This is a genomic window from Brachybacterium avium (assembly GCF_002216795.1).
Taxonomy (GTDB): Bacteria; Actinomycetota; Actinomycetes; order Actinomycetales; family Dermabacteraceae; genus Brachybacterium; species Brachybacterium avium.
In genome coordinates this window covers 1,027,951-1,042,705 of sequence record NZ_CP022316.1, presented here as the reverse complement: position 1 = coordinate 1,042,705, position 14,755 = coordinate 1,027,951, and the positions used below count along the sequence as shown (strand labels likewise).

At 71.3% G+C, this 14,755-nt stretch carries 14 protein-coding genes; 2 read left to right on the top strand and 12 right to left on the bottom strand.

Going from position 1 to position 14,755, the window contains the following annotated elements; genetic code table 11:
• The first annotated feature begins 57 nt into the window (after positions 1-57).
• Positions 58-1,164 (top strand): Gfo/Idh/MocA family protein, encoded by a 1,107-nt coding sequence (locus tag CFK39_RS04765; protein WP_089064497.1) that lies wholly within the window; start codon positions 58-60, stop codon positions 1,162-1,164.
• 111 nt (positions 1,165-1,275) lie between these two features.
• On the opposite strand, the gene CFK39_RS04760 is transcribed toward CFK39_RS04765, so the two are convergent.
• The 12 genes from CFK39_RS04760 to CFK39_RS04710 form a co-directional block, all read right to left on the bottom strand.
• Positions 1,276-2,232: a glycine betaine ABC transporter substrate-binding protein gene (locus CFK39_RS04760; protein ID WP_089064496.1), complete on the bottom strand. Its 957-nt coding sequence runs from the start codon at positions 2,230-2,232 to the stop codon at positions 1,276-1,278.
• Positions 2,233-2,273: 41 nt separating this feature from the next.
• A complete protein-coding gene (locus CFK39_RS04755; RefSeq protein ID WP_089064495.1) occupies positions 2,274-3,173 on the bottom strand; it encodes an ABC transporter permease in 900 nt (299 codons plus the stop codon).
• Entirely contained in the window at positions 3,170-4,450 is a 1,281-nt protein-coding gene (locus CFK39_RS04750; protein ID WP_089064494.1) for a quaternary amine ABC transporter ATP-binding protein, read from the bottom strand. The genes CFK39_RS04755 and CFK39_RS04750 overlap by 4 nt, the downstream gene beginning before the upstream one ends.
• Positions 4,451-4,801: 351 nt before the next feature.
• Positions 4,802-5,542 carry a dienelactone hydrolase family protein gene (locus CFK39_RS04745; RefSeq protein ID WP_245822992.1) on the bottom strand — a complete coding sequence of 247 codons (741 nt, stop codon included), beginning with the start codon at positions 5,540-5,542 and terminating at the stop codon, positions 4,802-4,804.
• A gap of 41 nt (positions 5,543-5,583) precedes the next feature.
• Positions 5,584-6,204, bottom strand: a complete 621-nt coding sequence (locus tag CFK39_RS17260; RefSeq protein WP_338027699.1) for a calcium:cation antiporter — start codon at positions 6,202-6,204, stop codon at positions 5,584-5,586.
• Positions 6,201-6,767, bottom strand: a complete 567-nt coding sequence (locus CFK39_RS17255; protein WP_338027698.1) for a calcium:cation antiporter — start codon at positions 6,765-6,767, stop codon at positions 6,201-6,203. Before CFK39_RS17255 ends, CFK39_RS17260 begins: the two co-directional genes overlap by 4 nt.
• Positions 6,768-6,943: 176 nt before the next feature.
• Positions 6,944-7,849 carry a hypothetical protein gene (locus tag CFK39_RS04735; protein WP_089064492.1) on the bottom strand — a complete coding sequence of 302 codons (906 nt, stop codon included), beginning with the start codon at positions 7,847-7,849 and terminating at the stop codon, positions 6,944-6,946.
• Positions 7,850-7,938: 89 nt separating this feature from the next.
• Positions 7,939-8,199 carry a hypothetical protein gene (locus CFK39_RS04730; RefSeq protein WP_089064491.1) on the bottom strand — a complete coding sequence of 87 codons (261 nt, stop codon included), beginning with the start codon at positions 8,197-8,199 and terminating at the stop codon, positions 7,939-7,941.
• 283 nt (positions 8,200-8,482) lie between these two features.
• Complete coding sequence (locus tag CFK39_RS04725) at positions 8,483-10,510, bottom strand: S9 family peptidase (RefSeq protein WP_089064490.1); 2,028 nt, start codon at positions 10,508-10,510, stop codon at positions 8,483-8,485.
• Between the two features lie 42 nt (positions 10,511-10,552).
• Positions 10,553-11,458: an NADP-dependent oxidoreductase gene (locus CFK39_RS04720; protein WP_089064489.1), complete on the bottom strand. Its 906-nt coding sequence runs from the start codon at positions 11,456-11,458 to the stop codon at positions 10,553-10,555.
• A 38-nt stretch (positions 11,459-11,496) separates the two neighbouring features.
• The gene (locus tag CFK39_RS04715) at positions 11,497-13,494 is read right to left on the bottom strand and encodes a heavy metal translocating P-type ATPase (protein WP_089064488.1); all 1,998 of its coding nucleotides are present in this window, start codon (positions 13,492-13,494) and stop codon (positions 11,497-11,499) included.
• Positions 13,495-13,571: 77 nt separating this feature from the next.
• Positions 13,572-13,811: a heavy-metal-associated domain-containing protein gene (locus CFK39_RS04710; protein ID WP_089064487.1), complete on the bottom strand. Its 240-nt coding sequence runs from the start codon at positions 13,809-13,811 to the stop codon at positions 13,572-13,574.
• Positions 13,812-13,960: 149 nt separating this feature from the next.
• Between CFK39_RS04710 and CFK39_RS04705 the strand changes: the two genes are divergently transcribed.
• A complete protein-coding gene (locus CFK39_RS04705; protein ID WP_089064486.1) occupies positions 13,961-14,746 on the top strand; it encodes a Crp/Fnr family transcriptional regulator in 786 nt (261 codons plus the stop codon).
• Positions 14,747-14,755 lie beyond the last annotated feature (9 nt).

Genomic DNA, 14,755 nt, shown 5'->3' with positions numbered 1-14,755 from the left:
ACTCACCGCATGACCAACCATCCCGCACAGCCGTCCGATCGAAAGGGACCACGCATCATGAACGCAGCAGCACCGGAGGGCGGGCAGCGACGACTGCGCGCCGGAGTGATCGGCCTGGGCTGGGCCGGTCAGCAGCATGTCGCCGCCTACGCCGCCGATCCCTCCGTCGACCTCGTCGCGCTCTCGGCGATGGAGGAGCACCTGCTGGAGCAGTTCGGTACCGAGCACGACGTGCCCGGCCGCTACCGGGACTGGAAGCAGATGATCGCCGAGGCCGAGCTCGACGTCGTCTCGATCGCCACCCCCACCTTCCTGCACGAGCCGATGGCGATCCATGCCCTCGGCGCGGGCCTGCACGTGCTCACCGAGAAGCCGATGGCCCAGACCGGCGAGGCCGCCGCCCGCATGGTCGCCGCCGCACAGCAGGCCGATCGCGTGCTGGACGTGTCCTTCAATCACCGCCAGCGCGGGGACGTCTCAGCGCTGAAGGCCGTGGTCGACTCCGGTGTGCTGGGGACGCTCTACTACGCCAAGACCGGATGGCTCCGCCGACAGGGGATCCCCGGTCTCGGCACCTGGTTCACCCGGGCTGAGAGCTCCGGTGGCGGCGCGATGATGGACATCGGCATCCACATGCTCGACATGGCCCTGCACCTGATGGGCGAGCCCGCGGTGACCGCAGCCTCCGCCTCCACCCACGCCGAGTTCGGACCGCTGGCCCGCGGTGGCTCCGGCTTCGGCATCTCCCAGGTCGAGGACGGTGCGCCCTTCGAAGTCGAGGACCTCGCGACCGCCTTCCTGCGCCTGGACGGCGGAGGCACCCTGCTGCTGGAGTCCAGTTGGGCCCAATGGATCCCGCACGACCTCTGCTATGTCACCCTCTACGGGGCCGACGGCGGCGCCACCATCGAATGGGGCGGCGACCCCTCGCATCCGCATCAGGAGATCTCCGTGTGGACCGAGGTCGCCGGGATGCCAGCCGAGCTGCAGCCCGTGGTCGGTCAGGACGGTCGCCACGCCGCCGCGGTCGCGAGCTTCCTGCAGAACGTCGCCTCCGGGGACACCGCCGCGCACGACGGGTCGCTCGCCCTGCGCCGCGCCCGGGTCATCGACGCCTGCTATGCCTCGGCGGCAGCGGGAAGCGAGGTCGCCGTCGCGCACTGAACCCCGGCGATGACAGGACGGGCCGACCACGAGGAGATCGTGGTCGGCCCGTCCTGTGCGGCGGAGGCGGGGCTCAGCCCGCCGGCCGGAGCGCGGAGGTCCGCGCTGGGGTCACTCGCCCGGCAGCGGCGCCAGAACGTCGGGGTTCTCCTCGAGCCACTTTTCGATCGCTTCGGCCTCCTGGCCCTCCTCGAACTGGTTGACGACCGTGTCCTCGAGCGAGCCGAACTCCTCGTCGGACAGCTTCATCTTCCCGATCCACTCCGCGGCCTCGGGGAACTCCTCGGAGAAGCCCTTGTTGCCGAGGTGGTGCAGGGCCTCCGGCTCGCCGAAGTGACCCTCCGGGTCCTCCAGGGCCCGGACCGGGAAGGCGGTCATGGCCCAGAACGGGGACCACAGGGTCACGACGATGTCCTCCTCGGCATCGATCTTGTTCTGCAGCTCGGTGAGCATCGCCGGGGTGGAGGAGGTGACCAGCTCGAAGTCATCCAGGCCGTAGCCGGGGATCACGCTGTCCTGGGTGACGCCGGTGATGCCCGCGCCGGGCTCGATGCCATAGATCTTGCCGTCGAAGCGGTCCGCCTGGCCCTGCAGGTCCGCGATCGACTGGATGTCGTCCATGTACTCGGGGACGGAGAAGTTCAGCTTCGCGCCCTCGTAGTAGGCATCGAGGTCCTCGATGTCATCGCCGTACTCCTTCATGTAGTCGGCGTGGGTGACCTCGGGCCAGGCCGAGGGGTACATGTTCACGTCGCCCTGGGCGAGACCCGCGTAGAGCAGGGCGGCCTCGGCGATGGTCTGGTGCTCGACCGTGTAGCCCATCGCGGTCAGGCGGTTGTCCAGCAGGTACGCGGTGGACAGGCCGTCGGTCCAGGACGAGATGTAGCCGAGCGTGATGGTCTTGCCCTCGGGGCCGCCACCGCCGCTGCTGTCGCCGCCGCTTCCGCCCCCGTCACCGGAGTCGCTGCTGCAGGCGGCCAGGCCGAGGCCCAGCAGGCCGGCACCGCCCACCAGGGCGGAGCGGCGGGAGACGGAGTTCGGGGTCCAGAGCGAGTTGCGCTTGGTCATGATCGATCATCCTTTCCAGGGGTGTTCTATGGGTTCGGGGGTCAGGTTCGTGAGGCTGCGCGACGCCGCCTCACCAGGGCGGTCAGCGAGCTCTTGTAGTCGCCGGGGTTGCCCAGCGCGGCGGTGACGCGGTCCAGGAAGACCGCCAGGACGACGACGCCGAGACCGGCTTCGACGCCGAGCGGGAGGTCCAGGGTCGAGATCGCCTGGACGACCAGCTTTCCGGAGCCTTCGGTCCCGGCCATGCCGGCGATCACGGCCATCGACAGCGCCAGCATGATCACCTGGTTGACGCCCGCCATGATGGTGGGGATGGCCAGGGGAAGCTGGATGCCGCGGAGGATCTGCCCTCGGTTGGCGCCGAACGACTCGCCGGCCTCGACCGTCTCGGAGTCGACCTGCCGGATGCCGAGCTCCGTCATGCGCACGCCGGGCGGCAGCGCGAAGATGATGGTCGAGAACATCCCTGGCACCAGCCCGATCGAGAAGAAGGTGACCGCCGGGATCAGGTAGACGAAGGCGGGCATCGTCTGCATGAAGTCCATGACCGGTTTGACGATCGCGCTCACCGTGGAGTTCATGGCAGCCAGGATGCCCAGCGGCACCGCGATGATCACCGCGAACAGGGTCGCGACGATCACCAGCGCCATCGTCTGGAGCATCGGTGTCCACTGGTCCATGGCGACGACCACGAGCATCATCACCAGGGTGCCGACGCCCATGCGCCAGGAGCGCACCGCCCAGGCGATCAGTGCCAGCAGCGGGATCATCACCAGGGCGGGCAGGAACAGCAGCGCCTCGGTGAAGTTCCCGACGAGGAACTCCATCAGCCAGCGGAAGGCGTCGAACAGCCAGGCGAGATTCGCCTTCAGCCAGTCGATGCCGCTCTCGGCCCAGTCGCCGATGGGAATGCGCGGTACGAGACCGTCCTCGGGGTTCATCGGTCACCTCCGTTGGTCTCGTGGGTCGTCGCTCCCAGGGCATCGCCGCCAGCAGGGTCCGGCGAATCGACGGTGGTGACGACGTCGCCGTTCTCGTTGTGCCCGGTCCCGGCGGCGGTCAGCAGGGTGACCCGGGGGATCACGCCGAGGAACTTGCCCTCGTCGTCGACGACGACCAGGGGGCTCTGATGCTGGGCGGACGGGCCGAACAGCTCGGCGATCGGGGTGTCGTAGGAGACCACGGGCATCTCCTGCCCGGGCACCCAGGGCAGCTCGTCCTGGCCCCGACGGACGGCATCGGCGACGTCGTCCTCCCATAGCACGCCGCGCGGGGTGCGATCCCGATGCAGGGCGATCAGCCACGAATTCTGGGTCTCGCGCAGCATGCGGTGCGCGGTGCGCGGGCCGTGGTCCTCGCCGAGGGTCTCGGCGGGGCGCTCGAGGATGTTCTCTGCGGTCATGACGCGGGAACGGTCGACATCCTGGATGAAGCGGGCCACGTAGTCGTTGGCCGGCTCGTTGAGGATCTCGTCGGAGGTGCCGATCTGCTCGATCCGCCCGTCGCGCATCATCGCGATGCGATCGCCGATGCGCATGGCCTCGTTGAGGTCGTGGGTGATGAACAGGATCGTCTTGTCCAGCTTCTGCTGGAGATCGATCAGCTGATCCTGCATATCGCGGCGGATCAGCGGGTCCAGTGCGGAGAACGCCTCATCCATGAGCATGATGTCGGTCCCGGCCGCCAGGGCGCGGGCGAGGCCCACACGCTGCTGCATGCCGCCGGAGAGGGCCGAGGGCCTGTAGCCGCCCCAGCCCTTCAGGCCGACCATCTCGAGCGCGTCGGCGGCACGCTGCTGCCGCTCGGCACGATTCACGCCGCTGACCTCGAGACCGTAGGCGGCGTTCTCGCCGACGGTGCGATGGGGCAGCAGCGCGAAGTGCTGGAAGACCATCGAGATGCGCTTGCGGCGCACCTGGCGGACCTTGGCGGCGGACATGTTCGAGAGCACGTCGTCGCCGATGCGCAGCTCACCCGCTGTGGCCGGCAGCAGCCCGTTGACCATGCGGATCAGGGTCGACTTGCCGGAGCCGGAGAGGCCCATCACGACGAAGTTCTCGCCGGGCTCGACGCTGAAGCTCGCGTCGATCACCGCAGCGGTCAGCCCGTCGTCGCGCAGCTCCTCGCGCGTCGTGCCTCGCCGGAGGGCATCCACGCCTCGCGAGGGGCGGCGACCGAAGACCTTGTACAGGCCGTCGGCAGTGATCACTGGTGGCACGTGGGCTCCTCGTCAGCAGGGGTCGGGCGGGCACGGATCGGTGTCGCTCCACGTCCTTGGCGCTCGCGGAGCACCGACCCGATGATCCATCTTCGTCCTCCGCCGCAGACGCGGCAAACCGTTCACGCGCCGCAACAGTCGTTTCTGACCATTGCATATGCCATCCGCCGGGAGTTCACTGAAGCAGATGCGGAACGCAAAAACGCTGTGCGCTGGGGCGGCGTGGCCTCGGCGGCCTCCGCGCGCCGCTGTGCGGACTGTCCGACAATCTGGACATAACTATTCGGTCTCGCAGGTGTTTCGCGCCGGGAGGAGCCGCGTTCCGCCCGGTATCAGTGGTGTGGGTCTCGCTCAGGAGCGCGTCGGCAGCGTCTCCGCGAGGAAGCCGGTCGTCTGCTGCCAGGCGGCCTCGGCGCCCGCGTCGTGATGGAGGCCGGGGTGGGGATTGTCGAAGGCATGCCCGGCTCCCTCGTGCAGGCGGAAGCGGATCTGGTCACGGGTGCCATCGGCGGTCACCGCACGCCGGATCTCCTCGACCTGCTCCAGCGGGATGAACGCATCGGAGGTGCCGAAGTGATGCAGGCTCGGCACCTCGACCTGTGCGGCCCGGTCCAGGAGCGTGGGCAGCGCCGAGCCGTAATAGCTCACCAGCGCCGACGGGGGTCGCTCCTCCGCCGCGGCGGAGGCGGTCGCCGCGAACGCGAGCCCGCCGCCGTAGCAGAAGCCCACCAGGCCCACCTGCTCGGAATCGACGGCGCCGTGCGCCCGCAGGGCGTTCAGGGCTGCCAGGGCATCGGCCTCGGCGCGCTCCCAGGGCAGCTGTGCGGTCAGGGCCACGCCCTCGCCGAGCCAGGACTCGAAGTCGTCCCAGTCCTCCAGCCCCACCAGCGGCGGGTCCAGGCGGGCGAACAACTGCGGTGCCAGCACGGCATAGCCGAGCGCGGCGAGATCCGCGCAGCGCCGCTGCACGTAGTCGGACAGGCCGAAGATCTCCTGCAGCACCACGAGGCCGGGGACGGGCTGTTCGAGGTCCTCGGGCAGCCAGAGCAGGCCCGGGAGGTCACCAGCATCGGTCGGGATGGGCAGCGTCATCGCACTCACGCGGCGACCATACCGCGACCGGGGCGTGAGGGTCAGGAGAACAGCGCGAGCGCGTAGACGGCGAACAGCAGCAGGTGCACACCGCCGTGCACCGCGGTGACCCGAGGTGCGGCCGCAGAGATCGCGGCGACGGCGAGGGTCACGCCCAGCAGGAGCAGGTTTGTCGCCGATTCCGCGAGCGTCACCTCGGTGCCGACCAGCAGGCCCAGCACCAGCACTGTCGGGATGGTCAGGGCGAGGGTGGAGACCAGCGCGCCATGGCACAGGTTCGCCACCCGCTGCATCTCGCCGGACAGGGCCGCTCGCACCGCGGTGATCGACTCCGGCGTGAACACGATCATGGCGATCAGCACCCCGCCGAGCGCGACCGGAGCGCCGAGCCGGGCCAGCGCGTCATCGAGCAGGCCGGCCATGTGGTGCGAGAGCAGCACGATCGGCAGCACGGTCGCGATCAGCATCGCGGTGCGGGCCAGCAGCTCACGGCGATGGGTGGCCAGGACCTCGCCCAGCGGGGTGCGGCCGGGGTCAGCGGTCTCCGTCGGCACCGGTCCGTGGCCACCGCTCGGCGTCACCTCCTGGAACTCACCGGACTGGGCACCCATCTGCCGCAGCAGGAAGACGGCGTACAGCAGCACCGTGAGGCCCCCGATCACCAGCGCCTGGACGGGGGAGTAGCCGCCGCCGGCCCGAGGGTCGCCGGCAGGGCGAACGCCAGCGCGGCCAGCGCCACCAGCATCACCAGGTAGGCGGAGGTGCCCACCCGTTGCAGGGGGAGGGCGCCATGACGCAGCCCCGCCACCAGCAGGCACAGCCCGAGCACCAGGTTCATGATGATCATGGAGACAGCCATCACCGAGTCCCGGGCGATGGTGGCGTGCTCACCCGGCCCGAGCATCACCGCAGCGATCAGCACCACCTCGATCACCACGATCGACAGGGTGAGCACGAGCGTGCCGTAGGGGTCGCCGAGCCGGCGTGCGAGCGCCTCGGCCTGCTGGACCACGCCCCCGGCGGCCACCACGATCACCACCACGATCGCCACCAGCAGCAGGGCGAGCACCAACGGGGACAGCGCGCCATCCAGCAGCGGTGCAGCCGGCGTCATCGCACCGACGGCGGCCCAGCCCAGGAGCAGACGGGTGAGCGCGCCACGGGTGAGAACGGCGCGGACCGGACGGTGGCCGGTCGGCGCGGGAGCGGGGGAGTCGGACGGCATGGACGGAGAATCCTCCTGCGAGGCCGTCCTCGGGTGGGTCCGTCGTCCGGGTCGTCCCGGCCGCGGCGCCGGCAGGATCCGCCCGACGCACCTCCACGATAGCCGCGGCGGGCGTGGCCGCGCCGCCACCGGTGAGCGAGCTGACCGCCGGTGGCCGCGAGCGGACTGAGCCGGGCTCAGCTGCCGCTCGTGCGATCGATCCCGACCAGCAGCCCCTGGTCGTTGTCCGCATAGGTGCCCGGTGCGACCACCAGGTCCCAGGACTCGCCCTCGGCGGTGGTCGCCTCGCAGTCCACGGTCTCGAACTCCGCGAAGTCGAGACCGTCCTCGCAGGTGACGTCCGACCAGTCGGCCATCTCGTCCACGGGCACGTAGGCGAATTCCGAGGTGAGGGTGCCCAGGGTGCTCCCGGCGACGTCCTCGGCGCTGAGCGGATCCATCCCGAAGGTGGAGCCGAAGCCCACCCCGGTCAGGGTGACGTCCTCATCCAGCAGGTCCTCTGCCGCCTCCGGCAGCGCCGTCCCCGTGGAGAACAGCACCGCGACGCGGGAGCCGTCCTGGAAGCCGGACTCCGCGGGGACCATGACCGTGTGAGCGACCCATGGCTGGGTCGGCTCGGTGCTGTCGAAGTTCGCTGGGCCGACGCAGTCGACGGGAGCGGCGCCCGGTTCGAGCACCAGCTCGGCATCACAGTCGGCGGTGCCGCCGAAGGGCTCGGCGAGCAGTGCCGACAGATCGTCCCCGGTGAGCACGAGGGCGCCTTCGCCGGTGCTGCCATCCAGCCCCAGGTCGGTGCGGAGCATGATCCGGGTGCGCTCCCCGGCGGTGCTCGCCCCCTCGTCGTCCTCGGTGACCTCGTCGTCGTCGCCGGTCGCGGAGCCGCCGTCGTCGGAGGCCTGATCGTGATCGGCGTCCTGCTCCGTCTCCTGCGCCCCGTCGTCGGTGCTCGCCGAGGGCGGAGCCGAGGATTCCTCCGCCCCGTCCTCGGTGCCGGTCCCGCAGGCACCGAGGCCCAGCAGGGCTGCACCGGCGAGGAGCGCCATGGCGGTGCGGGTGCGTCGTGTGATCTTCACGGTCCTCATGATCGATCCCTTCCCTCTTCCCGCCCCGATGCCGTGTGCACCCCGTGTGCGCGGCGGCCAGCGGGCTCGGCCGTTCCGGCCGAGAGCTCTCAGCGGTCGCCGTGCTGTGGTCCCGGGTCTCCGTGCTCGCGGCGATAGCGGTCGTCGTCGGCGTCCTCGTCGTTCCCCGTGCGCCGCGGATCGCGGAATCCGAGAGCGATGCCCAGTGCCGCGCCGCCGACGAAGCCGACCAGCGCGCCGGCGAAGATGTTGCCGATCACCGACAGACCCAGCCCGATCCCCACGGTGAGCCCGATCATCATGCCGAAGGGCAGCCAGGTGGCGTCGAAACGGCGGCGGCGTGGAGTCATGGATCCTCTGTCCGAGCAGACGCCCACGGACGATCCGCAGGGCGGGGCACCATCAGCCTAGTGCCGGTCCGGCTGGCCGGCTGGCCCGGCCCGGTTGGCCCGGCTGGCCGGCTGGCCCGGCCCGGGCCGGCTTGGCCGGTTGGCCGGTTGGCCGGTTGGCGCCACCAGTTCTCTGTCGTCAGTGGGCGTTGAACGCCGCACAGCCGTTCAACGCTGGTTTAGCGCAGTCTTCTGGTGGCGCTCACCCGCCGGCGCTCACCAGCCGGGGCTCGCCAGCCGGGGCTCACCAGGGCAGGACGTCCGGGACGGGGTCGGCGCCGAGGACGTGCTGGTCGCAGAAGGCCAGCACGGCCTGGTTCCAGGCGAGCGCGTTGGACGGGGTGAGCACCCAGTGGTTCTCGCTGGTCAGCTGCAGGAAGCGGTGCGGCATGTCCTGCGGCTCGCCGTCCCAGGTGGAGACGAGGTCCCACCACAGCCGCAGCGCCTCGCTGATCGGCACCCGGTAGTCACGGTTGCCGTGGGTGACCAGCATCGGGGTGGTGATCGCATCGATCTCGTGGTGCGGGGAGAAGGCCCGGTACCAGTCCGGGTCCTCGTCCTCGTGGCGGTGCACCCGCATCTTGGAGGCGGCGGCGTCGGTGGTGCGGTGCTGCTGGTCCAGCGCCCACAGCCCCGCATGGGTGACGATCGCGTCGAAGCGCTCGGTGTGCCCGGCGATCCAGTTGGCCATGAACCCGCCGAAGGAGGCGCCGAGCATCGCGGTGCGCGAGACGTCCAGCTCCTCCCGCTCGAGCACCCTGTCGAACAGGGTCTCGCACTCGTGGAAGACCACGTCGGGACGGCGCGGCCAGCCGCGGTTCAGGCCCGCGTCCCCGTACCCCGTGGACATCGCCGGATCCGGCATCAGCACCGCATAGCCGCGCTCGACCGAGAGCCAGGGGCACCAGCGCCAGCTCCAGGCGTTGTAGGAGCCGTGGGGCCCGCCGTGGATCCACAGCATGACCGGCGCGGGATGCTCAACAGAGGCGCCGGCGGGCAGGCACAGCCAGCCGCCCACGGTGATCCCGTCGACCTCGGTCTCCACCCACTCCAGGGCTCCCGGCAGGGCCCCCACTGCGCCCGGGGCGGGCAGTGCGCGCAACGTCCCGTCGGCGCCGATCCGGAGCGGGCGGGACGGGGTCGCGATGTCCGAGCGCAGCGCGAAGACGGCGCCGCCCGGGGCCGCGGCGAGGGAGGAGAAGACGCCGTCGCCCGCCACGGTGCGCGCCTCGCCCGTCGCCGGGTCGATCGCGAGCACCGCGCCCGAGGAGTGGAGGTCGCCGGCGACCAGCAGCGAGCCGTCCTCGGCCCATTCGAGGTCGGTCATGCTGAGGTCGCCCAGCTGCGCGGTGACCGGGTCGCCGCCGCCGACGGGATGGACCTCCAGGCGGCTGTAACTGGTGTCGGTGGGGGACGAGGCGGTCGAGCGGATCACGGCCAGGTGCCGGCCGTCGCGGGAGAACAGCGGCGAGCTGAACTGGGCGGTCTCGTCCGCCGCGCACAGCACGCTGCGACGCAGGGTCGCGGTGTCGATCAGCGCGATCGAGCTGCGGGTCTCGCCGCCGCGGGCCCGCTGGGTCCAGGAGGTGGCGACGGTGGAGCCGTCGGGGGAGAGGTCCGCGGAGGCGGCGTAGAGGGTCACGGTGCCGACGTCCGGGGTGAGGTCGGTGAGGTCCCCGTCCGGAGTGATCAGCATCAGGCGGCGGCTCTCGTCCCCGATCTCGTGGTCCCACAGCCGGATCGGCATCCCGGTGTGCCAGATGGTGGTCTGCTTCGCATCCTTGCGGGCCTTCCGGCGCTCGGCATCGTCCTCGATCGTGCCGCCGGGCAGCACGCTGGTGGCGCCGAGCATGGTGCCGTCCGCGGCGACGGCGAGCAGGGACAGGCCTGCTGGGGCCGAGGCCACCACCTGTGCCTCACCGGTGCGGGGCAGGCGCCAGATCGCGGCGGTGTCCTCCTCGGCGCCGCCTTCCGGGTGCGGGCGGGCGGAGCTGAACAGCAGGGAGCCGTCGGGGGCGAAGCGCGGGGCGCTCTCGCCCTTCGCGGAGAAGGTCAGCCGACGGGCGGGCTCCCGACCCTGGGGATCCAGCTCCCACAGGGAGGAGATGAGCTTCGCGCCGGGCTCATCGGCCTCCTGGATCGCGGCCACCACCCGGCCGTCCTGGCTCGCGGCCACGGAGGTCAGGCGCGGGATGCGCAGGAAGGCGTCGACGTCGGAGAAGTCGGTGAACTCCGTGGCGTCGGTGGACGAGGCAGCTGCGGGGGAGGTCATCCACCTCACGTTACCGGAGGCGCAGGCGACGCAGTGCGCAGGTCAGGGGATGATCACGCTCTTGCCGCGGGAATGGCCGGCCTCGACCGCGGCCAGTGCCTCGGCCGCCCACACCAACGGGTGGGTCTGTTCCACATGCGGGTCCACCAGGCCGTCGCGGACGAGCGCGGTGATCGCCTCCAACGCCCCGGCGGACCGCTCCCTGCCTGCTCCGCCGAGCGCGAGCGCGGTCTCGGCATCGGCGGCGGAGACGATCCCCGCCGGGCTGGTCATGGTGGGGGCCAGCTCACGCAGCGGCTCCCCGCCCACGAGATCGGCCAGCAGGTCGACACCGCTCTGCGCGGCCTCGCGGACCCGTTCCGCGACCCCCGGCCCGGAGGGCACGAAGGTGGCGCCGGTGGCCTCGACCAGCGTGCGCTTGGACTGCGAGGCGACCCCGATCACGGTGAGTCCGTGAGCCGCGGCGACCTGCAGCGCCATCTGCCCCACGCCGCCGCCCGCCCCGAGCACCAGCACCGTCTGCCCGGCCGCGGGAGCGAGCTGGTGGATGAGGTCGTACGCGGTGGTCCCGGCGACCGGGAGCGTCGCCGCATCGGGGAAGGAGACCTCTGCGGGCTTGGCCACGGACTGCGAGGCATCCAGCACCGTGTGCTCGGCGAAGGCGCCGAGACCACGGGCGGGGGCGCCGAGCACCGCATCCCCGACCGCGAACCCCTCGGTGCCCTCACCCACGGCGGTGACGACGCCTGAGGCCTCCAGCCCCATCGCCAAGGGGAGCCGGCCACTGGTCCCGAAGGCGCCCTCGCGGCGCTTCGCGTCGGCAGGATTGACCCCCGCGGCCCGGACGGAGATGGCGATCTCTCCACTCCGCGGCGCCGGGGCCTCGCGCTGGATGAGCTGCTGCCCCTCGGGGCCGCCGTAGGCGGTGACGACGAAGACTGCGGACATGGGGGACTCCTTCGGGTGCGGGCCGGCGGTGGTGCTGTTCAGACAGTCTGCTCCTCCGCCGCCGCCCGTGGGGCCCGCGGTGCGGGGCGGACGGGAGCACGATGCCCGCCCGTCGACCGATGCCGCAGCAGCCGCATGGCGTTGACGATCACCAGCAGCACGGAGGCCTCGTGGACCAGCATGCCGATCGCCATCGTGACCCCGCCGGCGAACACCCCCGCCAGCAGGGCGAGGACCGTGAGCAGGGCGATCGCGATGTTCTGGCGCATCACCGCCACGGTGCCGCGGGCCAGGCCGATCGCCTGCGGGAGCTTCAGCAGATCATCGTTCATCAGGGCGATGTCAGCGGTCTCGATCGCGACCCCGGTGCCGGCGGCGCCCATCGCCACCCCGATATCGGCGGTGGCCAGGGCCGGGGCGTCGTTGACGCCGTCGCCGACCATCGCGACGGTGAAGCCCTCGTGCTGGAGCTGCTGGACGATGGTGAGCTTGTCCTCGGGCAGCAGCTGCGCGCGGACCTCATCGACGCCCACCTGCGCGGCCACGGCCTCGGCCACTTGGTAGTTGTCGCCGGTGAGCATCAGGACCTGCTTCACGCCGTTCGCGTGCAGCTGCGAGATCATCTCCGGTGCGTCGGTGCGCAGCCGGTCGGCGACCGCGACCACGCCGATCACGCGGCCGTCGAAGGTGACGACCATCGGGGTGCGTCCGAGGCCGGCCAGCCGGTCAACCTCGGCGGCCGCGCCGCGGTCCTCACTGATCCCCTCCGCGGCGAGCAGCGGCAGATTGCCGACCGCGACGCGGTGGCCATCCACGGTGGCGACGACGCCCATGCCGGGCGCCGGCTCGGTGGCCTCGGGCAGACCGCCGGTGCGCAGACCCTCAGCTGCGGCGGCCTCCAGGAGCGGACGGGCCAGCGGATGCTCGGAGCCGGCCTCGGCGCGCGCTGCCCAGCCAAGCACCTCGGCGCGGTCCATCGCGGGATCCAGCACGGTGACGTCGGTGAGGGTGGGCCGGCCCTCGGTGAGGGTGCCCGTCTTGTCCAGGGCGACGGCGGTGATCCTCGCGCTGGTCTCCAGGTACTCGCCGCCCTTGATGAGGATGCCGTCCTTGGCGCCGCGGCCGATCCCGGCCACGATCGCGACGGGGATGGAGATGACCATCGCGCCGGGGCAGCCGATCACCAGCAGGGTCAGGGCCAGCACGATGTTCCCGGTGATGAGCCCCGTGACCAGGGCGAGCAGGATGATGCCGGGGGTGTACCAGGTGGAGAACCTCTCCATGAAGGACTGGGTGCGCGCCTTGGCGTCCTGGGCCTCCTCGACGCGGTGGATGATGCGGGCCAGCGTGGTGTCGGCGCCGATGCCGGTGGCGCGCACCTGCAGGAAGCCGCCGCGGGAGATGGTGCCGGCGAACACCTGGTCACTCTCGCTCTTCTCGACGGGGATGGACTCGCCGGTGATCGAGGCCTCGTCCAGGGCACCGGTGCCGCCGATGACGATGCCGTCGACGGGGACCTTGGCGCCGTTCTTGACCAGCACGGTCTCATCGGGCTGGACCTGGGCGGCGGAGATCTCCACTTGCTCGCCCTCCCGCATCACCACGGCGACGTCGGGGGCGACGGCGACGAGCTCCGCGAGCGCGGAGCGGGTGCGGTTCATGGTGCCGGCCTCGAGGGCGTGACCGATGGCGAACAGGAAGGTCACCGCAGCGGCCTCCCAGTACTGGCCGATGATCAGCGCACCGACCGCGGCGATGGCGACCAGCAGATCGATGGCGATGACCTTGACCATCAGGGCGCGCACGGCCTTGAGGATGATCGGGATGCCGGCGACCAGCGCCGCGGCGATCATGAAGAGATCGGAGGCGACCAGGGCGGTGGGTCCCTCCAGCGAGAGGCCGATGCCGTGATGGTGGCCTGCGCCGAAGGGGTTCACCTCGATGCTCAGGGAGAGGATCGCGGCGACGACGATGAGGAGACCCGCGACGATCGGGGTTCCCCAGGGGCCACGCAGCCAGCGGGTGAGAGCGGACATGATGTGCCTTTCACGATCACGTGCGGAGCAGGACGCGGGACGGGCGGCCGGGCCGTGGCGACCCGGCCACCAGGTGGTCAGAGGGCCGAGAGGGCGGACTCGTAGCCGGCCCTGCCGATCGCGGAGACGATCTCGTCGGTGGTGGTCACCGCCGGGTCGTGGTCGACCTCGACGCGGCCGGAGGCGAACTTCACGCTGACGTTCTGCACGCCCTCGAGGCGGCCCACCTGCTTCTCGATCTTGGCGACGCAGGACGGGCAGCTGAAGCCCGTGGCGCGGAAGAGGGAGTGGGTGCTGGTGGCGGGGATGGTGGTCATGGTGGGCCTTCCTCCTGGATCGTGGTCCTCGAGGGGCTGTCCCTCGATGTGCTCCCAACCTAGAGGGGCCCTGGCGGCGGCGACATGACGAGGATCAATCACCTGCACATCGCGCGACCAGGCGGGATGGAGGGGACTAGGGTCGAGCCATGACCATCTCGCAGCCACCCGCCGGGCCTGGGCCGCAGGGCCGGCGCACGATCCCGCTCACGGAGATCACGCTGCCGCACGAGTGCCCGCGGCCGGTGCGGCTGTACGTGCTGTCCAGGGCGCCCTACTTCCGCGGGCTGGGCGAGGAGGAGCTGGACCGCATCGATGCGCGCATGAGCACCCGGTCCTTCGCCGCTGCGGCCCCGATCTTCCGTGCGGGCGAGGAGGCGGACTCGCTCTATGTGGTCGCCGAGGGCCGGGTGAAGCTGTCCCAGCTCACTGCCGGTGGGACGGAGACCGTCACCGATCTGCTGGTCCCCGGTGAGCTGTTCGGGGCCATGAGCACGCTCGGGGAGAGCGTCCACCACCAGACCGCCTCGGCGCTGGTGGGCACCTGCGTGCTGCGCATCGACCAGGACGAGTTCCGTGCGGTCCTGGCCGAGCAGCCGCGCATCGCCCTGCGGGTCCTCGACGACGTCGCCGTCCGTCTCGCCCGGGCCGAGACCGACGTCGGCTCCCACGGCTCCGCGACCGTCGAGCAGCGGGTGGCGAGCACTCTGCTGCGCCTGGCCGACAAGCTCGGTGAGGACCGCGGCAGCGAGGGGATCCTGCTCGAGGTGCCGCTGTCCCGCGCGGACCTCGCGGGGCTCGCCCGCTCCACCCCGGAATCGGTCTCGCGGGTGATGAGCCGCTGGAAGAAGCAGGGCCTGATCGACTCGGGGCGTCGCTGGACCGCTCTGCTGGACCGGGCCCGGCTGAAGGAGCTGCGCGACGCGGCGGGCTGACCCGGGCCG

Coding starts and splice junctions, on each gene's coding strand:
- CFK39_RS04720 (WP_089064489.1), bottom strand. CDS start 11,458: ATGTCCGCAGTCTTCGTCGTCACCGCCTACGGCGGCCCCGAGGGGCAG.
- CFK39_RS04705 (WP_089064486.1), top strand. CDS start 13,961: ATGACCATCTCGCAGCCACCCGCCGGGCCTGGGCCGCAGGGCCGGCGC.
- CFK39_RS04730 (WP_089064491.1), bottom strand. CDS start 8,199: ATGACTCCACGCCGCCGCCGTTTCGACGCCACCTGGCTGCCCTTCGGC.
- CFK39_RS04765 (WP_089064497.1), top strand. CDS start 58: ATGAACGCAGCAGCACCGGAGGGCGGGCAGCGACGACTGCGCGCCGGA.
- CFK39_RS04755 (WP_089064495.1), bottom strand. CDS start 3,173: ATGAACCCCGAGGACGGTCTCGTACCGCGCATTCCCATCGGCGACTGG.
- CFK39_RS04725 (WP_089064490.1), bottom strand. CDS start 10,510: ATGACCTCCCCCGCAGCTGCCTCGTCCACCGACGCCACGGAGTTCACC.
- CFK39_RS04760 (WP_089064496.1), bottom strand. CDS start 2,232: ATGACCAAGCGCAACTCGCTCTGGACCCCGAACTCCGTCTCCCGCCGC.
- CFK39_RS17255 (WP_338027698.1), bottom strand. CDS start 6,767: ATGCCGTCCGACTCCCCCGCTCCCGCGCCGACCGGCCACCGTCCGGTC.
- CFK39_RS04735 (WP_089064492.1), bottom strand. CDS start 7,849: ATGAGGACCGTGAAGATCACACGACGCACCCGCACCGCCATGGCGCTC.
- CFK39_RS04745 (WP_245822992.1), bottom strand. CDS start 5,542: ATGACGCTGCCCATCCCGACCGATGCTGGTGACCTCCCGGGCCTGCTC.
- CFK39_RS04710 (WP_089064487.1), bottom strand. CDS start 13,811: ATGACCACCATCCCCGCCACCAGCACCCACTCCCTCTTCCGCGCCACG.
- CFK39_RS04715 (WP_089064488.1), bottom strand. CDS start 13,494: ATGTCCGCTCTCACCCGCTGGCTGCGTGGCCCCTGGGGAACCCCGATC.